The sequence below is a fragment of the Alteromonas macleodii ATCC 27126 genome (assembly GCF_000172635.2).
GTDB classification, from domain to species: Bacteria; Pseudomonadota; Gammaproteobacteria; order Enterobacterales; family Alteromonadaceae; genus Alteromonas; species Alteromonas macleodii.
The window spans coordinates 636,264-654,821 of record NC_018632.1; the positions used below are offsets into that span (position 1 = coordinate 636,264).

Annotated in this window: 13 protein-coding genes, 1 pseudogene and 1 riboswitch; of the genes and pseudogenes, 8 read left to right on the top strand and 6 right to left on the bottom strand. The window is 45.2% G+C overall.

Translation table 11 applies throughout. The features are described 5' to 3' along the window. The 6 genes from MASE_RS02795 (at nucleotide 1) to MASE_RS02820 (ending at nucleotide 8,533) form a co-directional block, all read left to right on the top strand. Nucleotides 1-1,599, top strand: coding sequence for a GGDEF domain-containing protein (locus MASE_RS02795; RefSeq protein ID WP_014948241.1), 1,599 nt, complete (start codon nucleotides 1-3; stop codon nucleotides 1,597-1,599). 256 nt (nucleotides 1,600-1,855) lie between these two features. Further along, nucleotides 1,856-3,199: a methyl-accepting chemotaxis protein gene (locus MASE_RS02800; protein ID WP_014948242.1), complete on the top strand. Its 1,344-nt coding sequence runs from the start codon at nucleotides 1,856-1,858 to the stop codon at nucleotides 3,197-3,199. A 571-nt stretch (nucleotides 3,200-3,770) separates the two neighbouring features. Then, nucleotides 3,771-5,180, top strand: coding sequence for a CmpA/NrtA family ABC transporter substrate-binding protein (locus MASE_RS02805; RefSeq protein WP_014948243.1), 1,410 nt, complete (start codon nucleotides 3,771-3,773; stop codon nucleotides 5,178-5,180). 88 nt (nucleotides 5,181-5,268) lie between these two features. Then, nucleotides 5,269-6,264 carry an ABC transporter permease gene (locus MASE_RS02810; RefSeq protein WP_014948244.1) on the top strand — a complete coding sequence of 332 codons (996 nt, stop codon included), beginning with the start codon at nucleotides 5,269-5,271 and terminating at the stop codon, nucleotides 6,262-6,264. Between the two features lie 16 nt (nucleotides 6,265-6,280). Further along, nucleotides 6,281-7,183, top strand: a complete 903-nt coding sequence (locus tag MASE_RS02815) for an ABC transporter ATP-binding protein (RefSeq protein WP_014948245.1) — start codon at nucleotides 6,281-6,283, stop codon at nucleotides 7,181-7,183. Between the two features lie 129 nt (nucleotides 7,184-7,312). Beyond that, the gene (locus tag MASE_RS02820; protein WP_014948246.1) at nucleotides 7,313-8,533 is read left to right on the top strand and encodes an alginate export family protein; all 1,221 of its coding nucleotides are present in this window, start codon (nucleotides 7,313-7,315) and stop codon (nucleotides 8,531-8,533) included. Between the two features lie 58 nt (nucleotides 8,534-8,591). Here the strand turns inward: MASE_RS02820 and MASE_RS02825 are convergent, their stop codons facing one another. From MASE_RS02825 to ccoG, 5 genes and pseudogenes are all read right to left on the bottom strand, one after another. Beyond that, the gene (locus MASE_RS02825; RefSeq protein WP_014948247.1) at nucleotides 8,592-9,182 is read right to left on the bottom strand and encodes an HD domain-containing protein; all 591 of its coding nucleotides are present in this window, start codon (nucleotides 9,180-9,182) and stop codon (nucleotides 8,592-8,594) included. 85 nt (nucleotides 9,183-9,267) lie between these two features. After that, nucleotides 9,268-9,900 (bottom strand): thiol:disulfide interchange protein DsbA/DsbL, encoded by a 633-nt coding sequence (locus MASE_RS02830; protein ID WP_014948248.1) that lies wholly within the window; start codon nucleotides 9,898-9,900, stop codon nucleotides 9,268-9,270. 308 nt (nucleotides 9,901-10,208) lie between these two features. Beyond that, a complete protein-coding gene (locus MASE_RS02835) occupies nucleotides 10,209-12,131 on the bottom strand; it encodes a TonB-dependent receptor plug domain-containing protein (RefSeq protein ID WP_232362802.1) in 1,923 nt (640 codons plus the stop codon). 88 nt (nucleotides 12,132-12,219) lie between these two features. Continuing rightward, nucleotides 12,220-12,454, bottom strand: a riboswitch (cobalamin riboswitch). Between the two features lie 203 nt (nucleotides 12,455-12,657). Beyond that, nucleotides 12,658-13,640, bottom strand: a pseudogene (locus MASE_RS02840) (serine/threonine protein kinase). Continuing rightward, a complete protein-coding gene (gene ccoG, locus MASE_RS02845; RefSeq protein WP_014948250.1) occupies nucleotides 13,637-15,067 on the bottom strand; it encodes a cytochrome c oxidase accessory protein CcoG in 1,431 nt (476 codons plus the stop codon). Before ccoG ends, MASE_RS02840 begins: the two are co-directional and overlap by 4 nt. A 480-nt stretch (nucleotides 15,068-15,547) precedes the next feature. Here ccoG and MASE_RS02850 point away from each other — a divergent pair, with 480 nt between their 5' ends. Then, nucleotides 15,548-15,919 (top strand): hypothetical protein, encoded by a 372-nt coding sequence (locus MASE_RS02850; RefSeq protein WP_014948251.1) that lies wholly within the window; start codon nucleotides 15,548-15,550, stop codon nucleotides 15,917-15,919. 123 nt (nucleotides 15,920-16,042) lie between these two features. Continuing rightward, nucleotides 16,043-16,588, top strand: a complete 546-nt coding sequence (locus MASE_RS02855; RefSeq protein ID WP_014948252.1) for a DUF3016 domain-containing protein — start codon at nucleotides 16,043-16,045, stop codon at nucleotides 16,586-16,588. A gap of 94 nt (nucleotides 16,589-16,682) precedes the next feature. On the opposite strand, the gene MASE_RS02860 is transcribed toward MASE_RS02855, so the two are convergent. Continuing rightward, nucleotides 16,683-18,443, bottom strand: coding sequence for an acyl-CoA dehydrogenase family protein (locus MASE_RS02860; RefSeq protein ID WP_014948253.1), 1,761 nt, complete (start codon nucleotides 18,441-18,443; stop codon nucleotides 16,683-16,685). Nucleotides 18,444-18,558 lie beyond the last annotated feature (115 nt).

An 18,558-nucleotide genomic window follows, 5' to 3' on the forward strand; every position in this document is an offset into this window, starting at 1 on the left:
ATGCAGCATAAGAAAAAGACCTTGTATCTGTTTATCATTGCGCAATGCAGTGTGATGGGATTTTTTCTTTTGATACTGGTTTTGTCGCTGCTGCGTTTAAATGACGTGCGAAAAGTACTTGACGATATCACCTCGTCTTCTATCCCCACTCTTAGCCAAGCTACTGAAATTACGCGAGAAGTTCAGCACTTAATTTCACTTACTGCGCGATTAACATCGTCTGAGAGCCAATCGTCTCGGCGTATCGTCAAAACCCAGTTGGATGAAACGATAGAGCGCCTGGATTCCTCCAATTTGAAGCTTGAGCAAGGAGACAAGTACTTAGCGACGCAGCTGAATGTACTTACATTAGAAATAGAAGAACTAAACGCATTAGTGCGTCAGCGGATTGATGTCGAAAAAGAAGTGCGGGTGGAAAGGGAAGTACTATTTACTTACTTGAACAATATTTTTGAAGACAATAAATCGCAGTATGTGGGTATTCAATCTTCTCAAACGCTGGTTCCTCTGATATTACAAATTGCCCAAATAAATCAGCAGTTCCAACTGCATGAGTTACGCAAGTTAGAGGACAATATTGAAGAAAGCATCGCTTCCTTGCGTGAGGCGACAACGCTCGACAAGCGCAGCAGCGAACTGGTAAGTGCGCTAGAGGAGGGGGTATTAGGTAAATGGGGCATGATTGATAAACAAGCTAATGTCATGCGCATTCGTGGACGTTCAAGAGGGCGAGGCAGTTTTGTTGAGCACTTGGCTGAAGAAGTCGCGTCAAATATTGAGTTTAGAGCATCTTCAATCACAAAAGACACCTCTTTTTACGCATTATCTGCCAACCAAGCTGTGTCCAAACAAATAACCCTGTCATTGGCACTTTCATTAATTGTGATGATTATTTGTTGCGCCATCATCTTCTATATCTACAAACGTATTATTCTGCGTTTAATTGCTTTAACCAACTTGGTTGAAAAAAATAGTGAAGAAGTAGCAAGCTTCGAAGGCAGTGACGAGATATCTCGCCTGGCTAAAACCTTCGCACTGTATTTTGAGAGAGTAAAGAGCCAGGAAACCGAATTGATTCGTTTGTCACTTAGCGATCCGCTGACTAACATCCCAAACCGACGGGCATTTGAAATGGAAATGGAAAAGGTAATAGCGATGTCAAAACGGTATGACTGGCCGTTGACGGTAGTTATCTTGGATGTCGATAGTTTCAAACTTTACAATGACAATTATGGTCACCCTAAAGGGGATGAATGCCTGAAAGCCGTCGCTATTGGGCTTAATGAAGTCATTACCCGTAACACTGATTTTTGTGCTCGATACGGTGGTGAGGAGTTCGTAGCGATTTTGCCCAATACCGATGAGAAAGGCGCGAAGGTGAAAGCTGAAGAGATTCGAGATGCGATAGAATCATTAGGGATAGAGCACAGCAAGAGCACAGTTTCACCCGTAATTACCGCAAGTTTGGGCGTTGCAACGGTCAATTTCGTTAATCACCACAACTGGACGTTAACTTCGATCCTTAATACCGCTGATAAAGCTTTGTACGACGCCAAAACGGGCGGCCGGAATCGCTGCGTGTTTTCATCGCTGCCATGAGTATTTTTGTATAGTAAAAAGAGGCGGGTTTATGTCAATCCCCAAACTGGGCTATCTCTAATCTTTATTGAACAAAAAAACTTCAGTTTTATTTGTGTGAAACATCAATAAACTTCATTTCCTCTGCTATCTTTAATCAAAACCAACAAAAACTAGCTTATCGTTTCAGACAACTAACCGTATTTCAGTGTGATACGCCAGTGCCTATTTTGTCAGGGTGGCTTCGTTATGAGCTAAGTCGGCTGATAAATAATGCGTGAAACGAAGTTCATTAGGAGCGCGGGATGTTTTCAAAAATAAAGAGTTGATAGCCGAAAACCAACGTTTGGAAAAGGAACTGGCGGCATATCAAACGGTTAAGGAAGAGCTTCGTGAAGAAATGTTGTACATTGAGTTGAATGCAGATGGACGTATACGTGCAATTAATGATCTATGTACTCAAGCAACAGGATTTAAGATTTCAGAGCTAGAAGGGAAGTCCCTTGAAAGCCTAATGGACCCGAAATCGCTTAAGAAATCGGACGTTCAAGATATGCTAGGCGCTGTTAAAAATCATCGTCATTGGCATGGCGCAGTTAGCTTCAATAATGCAAAAGGCCATGAGATTTGGGTAAGAGGAATCATACAGCCCATAGATGACGCCTATGGAAATGTGAAGTGTATTTCTTTCTATATGGCAGAGCAAACGCGCAATATTTCTTACAGTAATGAGCTTAGAGATATGATTGCCGCGCTTCATCGCTCTTCTGCTGTTATTGAGTTCAACCTTGATGGCACCATCATAAAAGCCAACGAAAACTTTTTGAAAGGCACGGGCTACAAGCTGGAGCAAATAGTTGGAAAGCATCATAGGATCTTTTGCACAGAGCAAGAGGCGAACTCGGAAGAATACAAACAGTTTTGGCGTGGGCTAGCGCAAGGACAGTTAGAATCTGGACGCTACAAACGCATTGATAGCCGAGGGAATGAAGTGTGGCTAGAAGCGTCATATAACCCCATCAGAAACGAAGATGGTCAGCTTTATAAAGTAGTGAAATTTGCAACGGTAATTACAGAGCAAATGAAGCGGGAGTTCGCCATTTCTGAAGCCGCCAACGTTGCATTCAATATTTCGCAAGAAACTGGAGAGCAAGCACGTAAGGGAAACCAAGTGCTCGATTCTACGGTTAAGGCGATGAACGAATTAACGAAACAGATGGGTAATGCGAGTGAAGGTATTAAGGACCTTGATGAGCAATCCCAAAAAGTTGCGGACTTGGTTAAAAGTATTAGCGGAATTGCCGACCAAACTAATTTATTGGCGCTTAACGCTGCTATTGAAGCTGCACGTGCAGGCGATCAAGGGCGTGGTTTCGCGGTAGTAGCCGATGAAGTCAGGCAGCTAGCGTCGCGAACCAGTAGCGCAACTGAAGAAATCGTAAACGTTGTCGTAGAAAACAGAAAGTTAACAGAAAATGCAGTTCAGTTAATTGAAGCGGGTCAGGAAAAAGCGCGCGAAGCCTTAGAGTATTCAACGCAGTCAGGCAAAGCAATGAGCGAAATCCAAAGCGGTGCCAATGAAGTGGTAAACGCTATCGGGCAATTTACTAAACGCCTCTAGAAAATTAGCGACACAATCAGACAGCTTTAGTCATTGGCCATATTTGTTCAACCTTGGTATCTGCTTTCGCGCACCAAGGTTGAACACCCCCCCTGTTTTGGTGCACCAAAACGAATTCATTCTCACTTTTCTCTTACCTCAATAGTGTAAATGTTCATAAATTTTAATGGCTTACATTTCTGGCACGATGGGTGCTAATTAATCCGTGCAACAACAACGTTGCTGTACAAAGCAACGGGTGCAAACACAAATGCGATGGCAGAGTGGAGTGCACAACACTTACCATAGGGTAAACAAATAGGATTCAGCGGAGAACGGTAAGGAAGCATCATCATCTCCGGCATTTATGGCAAGTGCATAATAATAAAAAATAAAGATGGTTTTATAAGCTAAAGCTTTTAATAAACCTCCCTTAAAGATGAGGTGTGTGAGCGGGAATTCCTGACTTACCATTAACAACTTGATGCGTTTGTAAGAACTCCGATATTACAAACACGGCAACGAAGCCCACCATGCTCGACGGTTAAACGTCGTACGCTGGTGGGTTTTTTTTTGGCTACGAGGAACACGTATGACTGGGTTAAAGACAACATCACTGCTAAAACGCTTTCGAACGGCGAGTGCTGGAGTATGTGCAGCACTTGCCGTCTCTGTAGCAAGTTTTTCTGCGAGTGTGGCAGCACAAGCGCCAGCGGTAGGCTGGCCTGAGAAGGAAGAACTTAAGTTTGGTTTTATCAAGCTCACTGATATGGCACCGCTTGCTGTGGCGTACGAAAAAGGCTTTTTTGAAGATGAGGGCCTCTACGTTACATTGGAAGCGCAAGCTAACTGGAAAGTGCTGCTTGATCGCGTAATCGACGGCCAATTAGATGGCGCTCATATGCTGGCTGGCCAGCCCCTTGGTGCAACCATTGGCTTCGGCACGGAATCGCATGTGGTAACAGCGTTCAGTATGGACCTCAATGGTAATGGAATTACCGTTTCTAATGAAATTTGGGACAAAATGAAGGCCCATATTCCACAGGAAAATGGCAAGCCAGTTCATCCTATTAAAGCTGATTATTTAAAGCCAGTGGTTGATGAATACCGCAACGCTGGAAAGCCGTTCAACATGGGAATGGTATTTCCAGTATCTACACACAACTACGAGTTACGCTATTGGCTTGCGGCAGGTGGAATTCACCCTGGATATTATGCGCCGCATAAAGGCGATACCGCGGGCCAAATAGACGCTCAGGCACTGTTGTCAGTCACCCCCCCACCGCAAATGCCAGCGACGATGGAAGCCGGCACCATCTATGGCTACTGCGTAGGCGAGCCATGGAATCAACAGGCTGTGTTTAAAGGTATTGGTGTACCTGTGATCACCGACTACGAAATTTGGAAAAATAACCCTGAAAAAGTGTTCGGCGTAAGCCAAGGCTGGGCTGACAAATACCCAAATACGCACATTCGCGTGGTTAAAGCCCTAATTCGAGCGGCAATGTGGCTGGATGAAAACGACAATGCTAACCGTCCTGAAGCGGTAAAGATTCTTGCTAAAAGTAACTACGTAGGTGCAGATGAAGACGTACTGGCTAACAGCATGACAGGCACTTTCGAATACGAGAAAGGTGACAAGCGCGACGTGCCTGATTTTAATGTGTTCTTCCGCTACAACGCCACTTACCCATACTACAGTGATGCTATTTGGTACCTCACACAAATGCGCCGCTGGGGTCAAATTTCAGAGGCTAAGTCTGACGATTGGTATAAAGAGACAGCCAAAAAAGTTTATAAACCAGAGGTCTATGCTCAGGCTGCTAAAGCGTTGATTGCCGAAGGTAAAGCTAAGGCGTCTGACTTTCCAGAGTTTGGGACGGAAACGGGCTACAAGCCGCCTCAGAGCGAATTCATTGATGGCGTGACGTTTGACGGAAGCAAGCCTAACGCTTACTTGGAGCAATTCAAGATTGGTCTGAAGGGCGACACTGTACTGTAAGTGTCTGATTTAATGGCCCTGCTTTCATTTCTAACTAGGGCGGGGCATAAACAGCGCAAAAGCGCACATCAAGTGTCAGGAGCAAGCAATGAGCAAGATGACAACCATTCTTCGCCTTCCATCGTCGCCGTCAAACGCCAACTCTTTGTTGAGCCGTTTATATCAATCCACGCCTGCGTTGCTGCTGCCTGTTATTGGCTTGCTGATGTTTTTGGCCATTTGGAATGGTGTAGCAAAAAGTATCGACACGTCGCTGGGGCAGTTCCCAGGGCCTGCACAAGTTTTTGAGCAAGCCGGTGCGTTAATTGACGAACATATTGCACAGCGTGAAAAAGCGGACGCTTTCTATCAACGTCAAGAAGCAAGAAATGCAGCGCGTGTAGCGCAGGACCCTACTTATCAGCCAAAAATTAGAGAATTCACCGGTGCGCCAACCTTCTTTGATCAGATATGGACAAGCCTTTACACCGTTATGGTTGGATTCTTAATTGCATCAGTCGTGGCGGTTCCCGTGGGTATACTATGTGGTCTAAGTAAATCTGCTTACACCGCAATAAATCCACTTATCCAGTTATTTAAGCCAGTGTCTCCATTGGCATGGCTGCCGCTCGTGACTATGGTGGTAAGTGCCCTCTATGTCAGCGATGATCCGGCCTTTTCTAAATCATTCGTGACCTCTGCCTTTACGGTTTCGCTTTGTTGTTTATGGCCAACCCTCATTAACACCGCAGTAGGCGTATCAAATATTGATAAGGACCTAATCAACGTAAGTAAGGTATTGCGCCTTACGCCGTTTGCTCATCTCACCAAAATAGTACTTCCATCTTCTATCCCCATGATTTTTACAGGACTTAGATTGTCGCTTGGTATTGGCTGGATGGTACTGATTGCGGCAGAAATGCTTGCCCAAAACCCGGGCCTAGGAAAGTTTGTGTGGGATGAATTCCAAAACGGAAGTTCAGAGTCGCTAGCGAGAATCATGGTCGCAGTGCTCACCATTGGCGCTATTGGCTTTGTACTAGACCGCCTAATGTTATCGATTCAGCGCGCTGTAAGCTGGGACAAGTCGAGCGTACTACGCTAATTTTGAGGAGAATTTTATGCACACTAAACACTTAGAGTTAGAGCAGGTGGGTATCGACTTCCCCACACCGAAGGGGCCATTTACTGCGCTTCAAGATGTAAATCTTAAAATCAGCAAAGGTGAATTTGTGTCGTTAATTGGCCATTCGGGCTGCGGTAAATCAACGGTGCTGAATATCGTCGCAGGTTTGCACCAAGCTACTACCGGCGGCGTAATTTTAGATGGCGCAGAAGTGAAGCAGCCTGGACCTGAACGCGCAGTAGTCTTTCAAAACCATTCTTTATTACCTTGGCTTACGGTATACAAGAATGTTGAGCTGGCCGTAAAATCGACCATGCGAGGCAAGAGTAAAAACGAGATGCGTGACTGGATCATGCACAACCTAGAGCTTGTGCACATGACCCACGCTCTCGACAAACTGCCTAGTGAAATTTCAGGTGGTATGAAGCAGCGAGTGGGCATTGCACGAGCGTTGGCAATGGAGCCAAAAGTGCTGCTAATGGATGAACCGTTCGGTGCGCTAGACGCCCTAACTCGCGCTCATCTTCAAGACTCGCTAATGGAAATTCATGCTGATTTGGGTAACACGGTTATCATGATTACTCATGATGTGGATGAAGCGGTATTGCTATCAGACCGTATTGTTATGATGAATAACGGCCCGGCAGCCACCATTGGCGAAATTCTAGATATTGAGTTGCCGCGTCCGCGAGATAGATTAGCACTTGCAGATAACAAGCAGTACAACCACTACAGACATGAAGTCTTAACTTTCCTTTACGACAAACAAAAGAAGGTTGAAACCGTTTCGTCACGCGCCAACCAAGCGCTTACAACTAACAAACATTCACAACAGCTAGCAAAACCCAGCGGGGTGTCATCTGAAAAAAAAGACGCTAAGAAGTCAGATGCCGCCTAGCTTTATCGGCACCTGACTAGGGCGGAAGCCTTTTCCGCCAACTAACCAAAACCATCACTTTTAACCAGCATTCTACTGCTGGCTGGGTAAGTGTTGACTAATAAAAATCGATACCGATAGGGAATACACATGAACACGTTAAAAAACTTTGGCATTAAGATGCTAACAGCATCTGTTTTGACAGTATTGGGTGGAAGCGTAATGGCCGCTGACATTCACAGCGCATTAAGCGATTCAAAGGCATGGGCGGATCTGAATTTACGCTACGAAGCTGTTGATCAAGACAATGCGTTAGAAGACGCAAGTGCACTGACTTTGCGTACGCGTCTAGGGTTTAGTTCGGGTAGCGTTAATGGTTTCTCATTTACCGCTGAAGTTGAAGACAGTCGTATTGTACTTGGGCAAGATGAGTTCACTGTGGGGCCTACTGGCTTTAACGTAGGTGAGTATTCGGTCATTGCCGACCCTGAAACTACCGAAGTTGATCAAGCTTTTATTCAGTATAAGGCAGATAACTTTACCGCCAGAGTAGGGCGACAAGTAATTACGTTGGATGACCATCGATTTGTTGGCCACGTTGGCTGGCGACAAGACCGCCAGACCTTTGATGCCGTAAGCGCTAAATATGCGGCAACAGACAATCTAGAACTATTCTATAGCTATCTTTACAAACGCAACCGCATTTTTGCTGAGGCGGCAGATTTAGATTCTAAAGATCATATTCTTCATGCTACTTATACATCTAAAATTGGCAAGTTTGTGGCCTACGCTTACCTTTTAGAAGTGGACAACGACACGGATAACGCGTTGGACACGTATGGCGTGAGCTACGATGGAAAGATGAAAGGTGAGAGCGTGAGTTGGGCTTACGGTGGTGAGTTTGCCACGCAATCAAGCGAAGCTGGCGCGGGCGAAACGGCCACCGACTTTGACGCCTCTTATTTAAATGCGTATGTCGCAGCCACGTTTTCTGGCGTGACGGCTAAGGTCGATTACGAAATACTAGGTTCTGACGATGGGTTGTACGGGTTTGCAACGCCGCTAGCTACGCTGCACAAATTCAACGGTTGGACTGATCAGTTCTTGGGCACGCCAGCACAGGGCTTAAAAGATCTTAAGTTATCTCTATCAGGTGGGCTAGCCGGTGGTAAATGGCTTTTGGCTTACCACGATTTCAGCGCTGACGACAGCAGTAACGGTGCTGACGACTTAGGCAGCGAAATTAATGTACAGTATACGAAGAAGTTTGCAGGTAAGTACAATTTTGGCATTAAGTACGGTACTTACGATGCGGGAGATATAAAGGTGGATACCAATCGCTTCTGGATGTGGATTGGTACACGCTTCTAATTGCAATACACTATTACAACGTTATGTTGTAATTAATACTACAGGTCTGGCTGAGTCGTTACTGACTTAGCCAGCCTTTTTCAACGGCCACATCAAGCTGCTGCATAACGTAGTCCCATAAAGCCGGTGCGCAAGATTTAAGGTGAGCATTACGCTTCTCAATTTTCTCCCTTGCAATACCGTGACGCTTCCAGCTTCCTCCGTTGTCTTTCATATTTTGAAATACGGGAAGTACGCGGTCCATTGATTTTGCAAATTCTGCATCGGCGGTTTCCGCTGCTTCAAACTCAAGCCATAAATCGAGCATTTCACTACTAAGTGGACTCGGCAATAAACCAAAAATGCGCTTAGCGGCAGCTACTTCTTTCTCGGCTTGTGCGTCGTGATCTGTTTGATGATTGAAAGCAAACATGTCGCCAGCATCAATTTCCACAATATCGTGAATAAGGATCATGCGAATAACGCGGGTCACATCTATGGGTTTAGCCGCATATTCGCTTAGCATATTTGCCATTAATGCAACATGCCAGCTGTGCTCTGCGGAGTTTTCCTGTCGATAGTTATCACAGGGTAGGGTGATCTGGCGCTTAACTGCTTTTAGCTGGTCAAGTTCACAGATAAAGTCAGCAAAGTCACTTACTGCATACATTGGGATGCTCCAAGGCGTAAAAATGGGCGCCTGAGCGCCCATTTAATTATTCAAGGTCTAATGAGTGTATTGGTTATTAACCAAATTATTTTTGCTCAGATAGCCACACGATTAGGTCAGCGATGTCGTCGAAGGTCATGTCAGCAGTGAAAGTAGGCTGATATTTACCGTTGATAATAAAGCTTGGCACACCAGTTAGGTGCTCACGATACTCATCAATTTGCTGTTGATTCTTGCGCACCATGCTATTTACGCCGAAGCTTTTAGCCATTTTGTCAAACTCTTCACCGTCTACACCGTTTACAACGAAGATATTGCGAAGGTCTTTCAAGCCAGTGATAGATGCACGTTGCTTGTGGATATAGTTAAAAATAGCGCCGTTCATCGCGTCTTCTTGCTTCATAGCGCGCGCAATTAGCATGGCTTTAGTTGCATCGTCTTGAACTTCTGGTCCAGTAAAACGCATAAAGTTTACATGCACCTTATTGAATTTCGTGCCGTCGCTTTTCTTTTCTTTAATTTGCGCAACGATAGGTTCGAACTGGAAGCAGTGAGGGCACCAAAATGAGAAGTACTCAGTAATAACAGGCTTATCTGTGGCTTCTTTATCAAGCACAGTATAGTGCGTACCTTCTTTCCATTTAGACGCTGGCTCCTGAGCGCATGCTGTTAGTGGCAAAAGCATTGCCATGACAAACATTACTGCAAACTTTTTCATGGAATATAATCCTATGTTCAAAAAACTATTATCGATACCGAGGTTATCACAGGCTTGTTCGCTTAACTAGGACCTGTTCTACTTTAATGCCTTAGTACGCGACAAGCTCACTAAAAAACGCGACTCAAGGTTTAGGTAAATGCAGTATTTTATATACGCATGATGAACAGAGTCTGAATCATCAGGTCCTAACAGAAACTCAAAGAAAAAGGGCTATAACCATGTATAGCCCTTTATTGTTTGTTGATTTCACGTTGAGTTTTGCCTTTAAGCAACGCTCAACAGAAGGTTCATTAACGTTACATCACTTACATGCTGTAGTTAACTGAAAGTAGAGCGCGACGCTCTTGGCCTGCATAACCTACAATGTCTTCATAATCAGTATCAAATACATTGTCGACCTTCAACGAGACCTGCCACTGCTTATCTATCTGATAGCCTAAATTAACGGTTGCAAGCGTATAGGCTGACAGCGCCAGAGTCTGAGACGGTTCAGGGAAAGGAGGGAAGAAGGTGTCGTAATGACTCCCTGTGTAAGCTAGCTTGGTGTAAAAGCTGAACTTCTCCGTTCCAAAGTCAGTGTTGTAGGTTAATGAGCCTTGGTGACGGGCACGACGCAGTTCAGTGGTTGTTATACCATTGTCGGTTTGTTCCGCATCTAGATAACTATACGCTGCGGTAAAATCACCATAGCCACTGTCCCAGTTAAGTTCTAGATCAATACCTTCTCGCGAGCTTTCACCGTCGATATTATCGGCACTATATGCACCCAAATCTGACACAAATACGAAGCCATTGATTTCGTCTTCAAGGTCGGTAGTGTATGCGCTGATTTGTGCAGACAGTGATTTCCAGTTTGCCTTAACGCCTATTTCCCATTCTTCACTGGTTTCAGGTTCTAAGTTTGGGTTGCCGATGAAGCTTGCTGGGAAGTAGCCAAAGCGCTCGGTGAAGGTGGGGGTTTTAACAGCTTTACCATAGCTGGTAAAAACAGCGTAGTAATCGTTAAGCTGCCATGTAAGGCCACCGCGATAACTTACGGCATTGTCGAACTCACTGTTGTTGTCGAATCGTGCGCTTAGTGTTGCGGTTAGCGACTCGGTTAGCTGGCCATTTGTCTCGGCAAATACGCTATAAGTATTGTCGTGCTGCTTCTGGTTCGGATCGCCAAATGCAATTGGGCCGCGCTGGGTAAAAAGGCGCTGTAGGTATTCAACACCGCCAGCAAAATCCCAGTTATCCATGGTATAGAAACCTGTCCAGTTTAGCTCTATGCGCTCACCAGTGGTGCCGCCAGTGTCTGCACCTGACTCAGTGTTATCGTTATCGTCTTTGCGATAATGCGCACTTAGCGCTGAGCGATAACCTGTATTTTCCGGAGCAAATTCCCATCTTAATTTCGCGCTAATTTGTGAACCATCCGTCACGTTATCTGAGTCAGCAGGAAGGCCTGTCGTCACAAAATCAGTGCTGTCGTAATCGTTCTCGTACTGAACCGTGCGAAGGTTAGCTATTAACGTATGCTCCGACGTTGCGGCATAATTAATATTAATGCCAGCGGTCATGTTGTCGTAGCCATCATCTTCGTTACCAACACGAGATACGTTGTCACCGTCGGTACGTATGTAGCTGGCGTATGCAGAAATACCTACGTTATCGCTTTGCGAGCGCGCGTTCATGCTGCCCTGCAACGTACCTTGTGTGCCAACGCCAGCAGAGAAGTCTACGTGTGACGCATTATCGGCAAACTGGCCTGATTTCGTAGTAATGCTCAATACACCACCGATAGCGCCGCTGCCCCATCTTGCGCTCTGCGGGCCTCGAAGAAGTTCTATGCGCACCACGTTTGCGCTAGTTAAGTGAGCAAGGTCAACTAGGCTTCCTTGGCCTACGTCGTTGGCAACAACGCCATCAATTAAAACAAGTAGATGGTTGGTTTCACCGCCGCGCACGCGCAGCTCTGTTAAGCCACCAGGACTGCCTGACTGAGACAAGCTAACGCCAGGTAGGCCGCGAATTAGATCGGTAAGTTGAAGTGCGCCCGAAGCTTTAATGTCGCTTTCAGTTAGCACCGATACTGAACCAGGAAGTTTGGTTAACGAAATAGGCAAACGCGTGCCTGTTACTGTTAAAGTTTCAATATCTTGGTCAGAAGTTTGAGCAAAGGCAGGTGTGCTTAAGCACGAAATAACTGCAGCGCTAAGGGCTGCTTTAGTAAAATGTGTACGCATGGTTTTTATGTTGTCTTTGATGCGCTCCACCCGAGCACATGATTAGGGAAAGTGCACGCATTGCTTAATTATGGATGTGAGCAAGCAAACGACACCATGAAGTACAGGCCGGTATCCGGGCTTACTCACCATTACTAAAAATGTAATAGCTCTTTTGCCTTCCCATCTAATGGCGTTTAATACGTAACGCATAAAAGACAGTGGCGTATGAAAAGAAAACGACAACGCGTTGAGTTTACCGTTGCGGGGGCAGCATCAGTTTTTCACTGATTTCCCGTTTAACCCTTGTCGCCGTAGTTAATACCAATCCGCATAGATAATTGCCCACTCACGCTGAGTGGGTAATTATCTATGCGGACTGGTATAATACGGAGCTAGACAAGAGCACCTACACACTGTCGATTATATCTAAGTTAAAAAGTGATAGCGAATACGGTTTCTTATACCTTACGCTTTTTCGTAACCGCCATAAGATTATCGGCAACGGTCATCGAAAAAGCGTTTTTTCAGCAGTAAAGGGGCTGGCTCAATATCCTAATTTCAGTGGAGGCTCTTGAAGGGCCGATAGCTGTTCTTTCAGAGCAAGTATTTGGCCTTCCCAGTATTTGTCTTCAGCAAACCAAGGAAATGCCCGCGGAAAAGCAGGGTCTTCCCAGCGTCGTGAAAGCCATGCCATGTAATGCACCATTCGCATAGCGCGGAGGGGCTCAATAAGTGGCAACTGTGCAGTGTCAAACGGGTGAAACTCCTCGTATGCTTCAACCAAAGTATCGATCTGCAATAGTTGTTGTTGGCGGTCGCCGCTTAGCATCATCCACAAATCTTGGATAGCAGGGCCCATGCGGCAATCATCTAAATCAACGAAGGTAGGGCCATCGCGCCACAGTATATTGCCTGGGTGGCAGTCACCGTGAAGCCGAATACTTGATGTTGGCTTATACGCTTTTTTCGTGGCATCAATAACGGGGTTAAGTATGGCAAAAATGCTGTCTTTAGATGCTCTGGCAGCAGTGTGCTTTTCATAAGCACCTGCTTCGGTTCATCGAGGTAACTTTCAATATCAATCGAGGGACGATGTGCAAACCCTTTAGCATGGGCCACGCGGTGGATACGGCCAATGAAACGCCCCATCCATTCGAGTTGATCAAGGTTGTCATTTTCGAATTGTCTACCGCCCACCGAAGGAAATAACGCAAATCGATAGTCAGTTTCGGCCACGGTGTGATGATGCAGCGTGCTGCCATTGAGAGAAATGGGCGCAGCCAATGGAATTTCGTTATCGATTAGCTCTGCAGCAAACGCGTGTTCTTCAAGAATTTGAGCGTCGGTCCATCGACCTGGGCGATAGAATTTTGCTACATAGCGCTGACCGTCTTCAGCCAAAAACTGATAGACGCGGTTTTCATAACTATTTAGTGCTAGCAAACCGCTTTGAAGAAAAATGCCCTGACTTTCCAGGGCATCTAATATGGTGTCTGGGCTAAGCCCAGAGAATGAAAAATCTGTCATCGATAAAGGAATTTAGTTGGCTCATCAACGGTAACCGTTTCCCCATCAATAGTGGAGGTTACACTGATAAAAATATCGGTAACCGTATCTTCCAGATTATAGGCGTCAGTTGCAACTGAAATTGGCGTGCTATACACCGCACCGCCTTCAACTGTTACAGTTTGCTCACCAATGTACTTGTAGTCAGGCAAACCTTTTACAGCAATAGAGTAGGTTTGGGTTTGCTGAGTTTTGTTAAGTACTTTTATTGTATAAACGTTCTCAATTAGCCCTTCATTCGTTTCGCGGTATAGCGAGTTTCTGTCGCGGATAATGTCAACTTCGGTGGGGCTGCGCATCCAAATATTGGCAAACAGCAAGCCTATCATCACCACTAAAACTACAAAGTAACCAATTAACTTTGGACGTAAAATATGAGTCTTACCGCCAGCTAGTTCTTCTTCAGAGGTAAAGCTTATCAGGCCTTTAGGATAACCCATTTTATCCATAACACCGTTACACGCATCAACACAGGCGCCGCAGTTGATGCATTCGTATTGTAAGCCATTTCGTATATCGATACCGGTTGGGCATACCTGAACACACAGGTTGCAGTCTATACAGTCGCCTAACCCTTTTTCTTTTACTTGCTCGTGACTAAGTTTGCGTGGTCGCGGGCCGCGTTGCTCTCCACGCTTTGCATCGTACGATACCGTAAACGTGTCTTTGTCGAACATGGCAGACTGAAAACGCGCATACGGGCAAATGTGCGTGCACATGATTTCGCGCATGTAGCCAGCGTTTCCGTACGTACATACGGCAAAGAAAATAACCGATAAACCTGCCCAGAAGCTGGTGTTAAATGTTACAAAATCGATAAACAGTTCATCAATTGGCGTAAAGTAGCCAACGAAGGTTAAAGCCGTTAACAGCGCTACCAATACCCAAGCGGTGTGCTTAGCTGTTTTACGCAAAAATTTATCTGCATCCATTTTGCGTGCATCTAGCGCTATACGCTTGTTGCGCGGGCCTTCGAATTTCTCTTCGAACCACGTATAAATGTATACCCACGTTGTTTGAGGACACATAAATCCACACCACACTCGACCAGCGAAAGTGGTGACGAAGAACAGCGCAAAGGCGGAAACAATAAATATATAGGCCAGTAAAGTGAGATCTTGAGGCCATAAGGTTAGAGAGAATATAGTAAATCGCTGCTCGCCGATGTCGAGTAGCACGGCTTGATGCCCGTTGTACTGAATCCATGGAATGATGGCAAAGAGGCCCAAAAAGAAAAGGCCAAACATGCGTCTAAACGTCTCCAGAGGGCCTTGTACAGCCCGCACATAAATACGGCTACGAGAGTCGTGGCGTTTACCCTCAGGTCCACCTTTGGGTTTATGTACTTTTACCGGTGTAACGGTCTTTACCGGTATTTGTTCATTCATAGCTTAACCTTGTGTGACGTAACGAACTGCCTGTGCAGTATAACTGCGTTCAAAACGTCATATTTAATGTAGATCAATAATGCGGCGTATGGTGTATCTTTTTAAAGTTTCAGTCAATACTGAAACTTCAGAACGTAAGTCGTTTTTTGTTTTGATTTCCTCAGTCTATGTAACTTTGTAAATAGTTAAATACAGCTACGTGAATAATGAGGATTAATATAACGGCCAGATGCCATTTGATGTCCAACATCGACGATTAGGCTTTACCTACTATACATGAGTATAGTTTGCTGTATTTACAGGTAAACCGATATGACCCTATTATCGTCGATAATAATGTGGTCAATTACCGTTTGAATCGTGTACAGTGAGCATTGTGAAAATGTAAATTGGCAAAGTGTAGTTGAGCACATAGTGAGAAAGGTGCTAAAAAATTGGCGCTATTTGTAGTAAACGTCTGTCAAAGTTAGCTGAGAAGTCATGTTAAGGTTCTTTATCATCGCTGCTGAAATTATTGTTTTGGTAATTGTGCTGCGGTCTCCTTTTGTTCAGTATCTCTTTGAAGATATCCAGAACTCGCTTTCTGAATGGCTAGTTTCAATTGCCACCTTACCGGAGCGAGAAGAACTGCGTAGTTTACAAGATAAAATTAATATCCAGCTGAGTCCCTTAAAGCCTTACCAGCAAACATATGTTCAGCAAATCACCGCTGATAGCGCAAGCGTTAAACGTTTTTATCACACCTATTGTGAAAAGGACGATATAAACCCCAACTTTACGGGAACTAAACGCGTTCAACTATGCCTAATCATTAAACAGTCGTCAGTTATGCAAGTAGCAAAGCGAGACTAGCCAATTTTAACAAGGTTGGTTAAATATAAAGCTGATATAAAAGCCGACAATTGCTGCATGCTAAGCTTTCTCTAAATGTCTTGCTAACTCATAGTTTAAACGACTGAATTTAGGAGCATAAAAGTGAATAAATTACGTACTTTTTCTTGTTTAAGCTGCGCCACAGCGGTGGGACTCCTTACCGTTTTTGCTCCCACTCAAGCCGCTGAGGTGAAGATAACGTGGGAAGAACCTGAGTCTTATAGCGATGTAAGACCAACCAATGAATCTCGTAAACGGTTCCGCGAACGAACGCTACAAGAGCTTGAAGAACATATTGTAGATTTGGCCAGTGATTTACCTGAGTCGCAAGTGCTGTCAATGACAGTAACAAACGTTGATTTAGCTGGCCAAGTTTGGCCAAGCCAGTTTGTCGGTTTCGGTAACGGCGCCGGTAGCGACGTCCGTATCATTAAGCGCGTTGATATTCCTAGAATGACATTTAGCTACTCGTTGGCTAATGCCGACGGTCAGGTCATTTTAAGTGGTGAAGATGTGAAACTTAAAGATATGGATTTTATGGAGTCGAATATTCGTCGCAATCGCACGGAATCGCTTTCTTATGAAAAAGCGATGCTTAACGATTGGTTTTCAGATACCTTTTCAACCCAAGTAGCAGCGAACGACTAATAGTTTCATTCAAATCATAATAAAAAAGGTCACATATAGTGACCTTTTTTGCATTCATAGTCCATATTTCACGGGCTATAGCAGTATAAGCTGCCTACAGATAATCAAACTCATTACCTGATATTGCAAGGGTGCTTTCAGGGCCAACTTTATAAGCGGCTTTGTGCGCATCGCGACGTACTAAGATACGTTCCATGTAGAAGTCACGTGTCTTCATCTTAGACGCTGCAAGTACCGCATTACCTGATGCCTGCGCTTTGTCGGCCATGCTGTACCACAGTACACCAATCAAGGAATAAGCGCTGTATGCCAAGTAATCACAAGCAGCGGCTGCAGCGGTGGTGGCATCCATACCTAAGCAATCGGCTGAAGATGCACGCCAGTCATCAAGAATTCCTTGAGCCAGACCCTTCGCCTCACTGTCTTGAATGTCGCTAACTAAAGCGTTAAACGCATTATAGGTCGCTTCCATCATTTGACCGCCATCTCGGGTAAGCTTACGACCAATAAGGTCTAGCGCCTGAATACCGTTGGTGCCTTCATATAACATAGCAATGCGCACGTCGCGCATAAGTTGTTCCATACCCCATTCACGAATAAAGCCGTGACCACCAAATACTTGTACACCTAGGCTGGTGGTCTCAAGGCCCATATCCGTCATAAAAGCTTTGCAGATTGGGGTTAAAAACTGAAGTATCTTGTCGGCATCTTCTTTTTCTTGACCTTCACCAAGCTTCTCAACGTCCATAAACTTGGCATAGAAAAGTGAAAGTGCACGGCAGCCTTCAATCAGTGATTTCTGCGTAAGTAACATACGCGCTACGTCAGGTTGAAAGACGATCGGGTCTGCTTTGCCTTCTGGATTTTGAATACCCTGAGGTGCGCGAGACTGAACGCGTTCGCGGGCATAGGTCAGCGCGCCTTGGTAAGAGGCTTCTGCCGCCCCTAAACCTTGCAGACCTACTTGGAAGCGTGCATCGTTCATCATGGTGAACATGCATGCCAGCCCTTGGTTTTCTTCACCTACAAGGTAACCCGTTGCACCGTCAAAATTCATCACACAAGTCGGGCTCGCTTTGATTCCCATTTTGTGTTCGATGCTTCCCACTGACAAGCTGTTCGCCTCACCAGGCTCATTGCTGGCATCTGGAAGGAACTTGGGCACTAAGAATAAGCTGATGCCTTTAACACCTTTAGGGGCGTCAGGTAGACGAGCTAGAACAAGGTGAATAACGTTCGAACTCCAATCGTGATCACCTGCGGTAATAAAAATCTTATTACCGGTGACTTTATAGCTGCCGTCGCCTTGTGGCTCTGCTTTGGTACTAAGCAAGCTCAAATCTGTTCCTGCATGAGGTTCGGTCAGGTTCATGGTACCTGTCCACTCACCGCTGATTAGCTTAGCAAGGTAGATATCTTTTAATTCTTTACTGGCGTGTTTAGTAACCGCAAGTGTTGCGCTTTCAGTAAGCATGGTGGTTAAACGCCAGCTTAAGTTCGCCGCGTTTAGCATTTCGTGAACAGGCACAGCCATGGTGTACGGCAAGTCCTGCCCGTCGTACTCGGCAGTACCTAGCATTGCATTCCAGCCGTTAGCAACATATTCCTGATAGGCATCAGCGAAGCCTTTAGGCGTGGTAATGCTGCCGTCTTTTAGCGTACAGCCTTCTTCATCGCCTTCACGGTTAAGAGGGGCAACCACATCCAAAGCAAACTTTGCACCCTGTGCAATAATTTCGTTGGCAAGTTCGCTATCAAAGTCGCTGATACCGAGCTTTTCGTAGTGAGCATCAAGTCCAAGCCAGTCTTTTAACAAGAACTGAAAATCAGTCGTAGGGGCGTGGTACAGAGGCATGGATGACTCCTTTTTCAAACAAGTGTTTTAATTTTGTCTATTATAGTCACAAAAAGCGTAGTCCGAATAGTCCGTTAAAGGAAAGTTAATAATAAATTTGGATGATGTGGGTAAT

What these genes read in the sequence shown, in the direction of transcription:
- MASE_RS02795 (WP_014948241.1), top strand. Translation starts at nt 1, where the DNA reads ATGCAGCATAAGAAAAAGACCTTGTATCTGTTTATCATTGCGCAATGC.
- MASE_RS02805 (WP_014948243.1), top strand. Translation starts at nt 3,771, where the DNA reads ATGACTGGGTTAAAGACAACATCACTGCTAAAACGCTTTCGAACGGCG.
- MASE_RS02810 (WP_014948244.1), top strand. Translation starts at nt 5,269, where the DNA reads ATGAGCAAGATGACAACCATTCTTCGCCTTCCATCGTCGCCGTCAAAC.
- MASE_RS02815 (WP_014948245.1), top strand. Translation starts at nt 6,281, where the DNA reads ATGCACACTAAACACTTAGAGTTAGAGCAGGTGGGTATCGACTTCCCC.
- MASE_RS02820 (WP_014948246.1), top strand. Translation starts at nt 7,313, where the DNA reads ATGAACACGTTAAAAAACTTTGGCATTAAGATGCTAACAGCATCTGTT.
- MASE_RS02825 (WP_014948247.1), bottom strand. Translation starts at nt 9,182, where the DNA reads ATGTATGCAGTAAGTGACTTTGCTGACTTTATCTGTGAACTTGACCAG.
- MASE_RS02830 (WP_014948248.1), bottom strand. Translation starts at nt 9,900, where the DNA reads ATGAAAAAGTTTGCAGTAATGTTTGTCATGGCAATGCTTTTGCCACTA.
- MASE_RS02835 (WP_232362802.1), bottom strand. Translation starts at nt 12,131, where the DNA reads ATGCGTACACATTTTACTAAAGCAGCCCTTAGCGCTGCAGTTATTTCG.
- ccoG (WP_014948250.1), bottom strand. Translation starts at nt 15,067, where the DNA reads ATGAATGAACAAATACCGGTAAAGACCGTTACACCGGTAAAAGTACAT.
- MASE_RS02850 (WP_014948251.1), top strand. Translation starts at nt 15,548, where the DNA reads ATGTTAAGGTTCTTTATCATCGCTGCTGAAATTATTGTTTTGGTAATT.
- MASE_RS02860 (WP_014948253.1), bottom strand. Translation starts at nt 18,443, where the DNA reads ATGCCTCTGTACCACGCCCCTACGACTGATTTTCAGTTCTTGTTAAAA.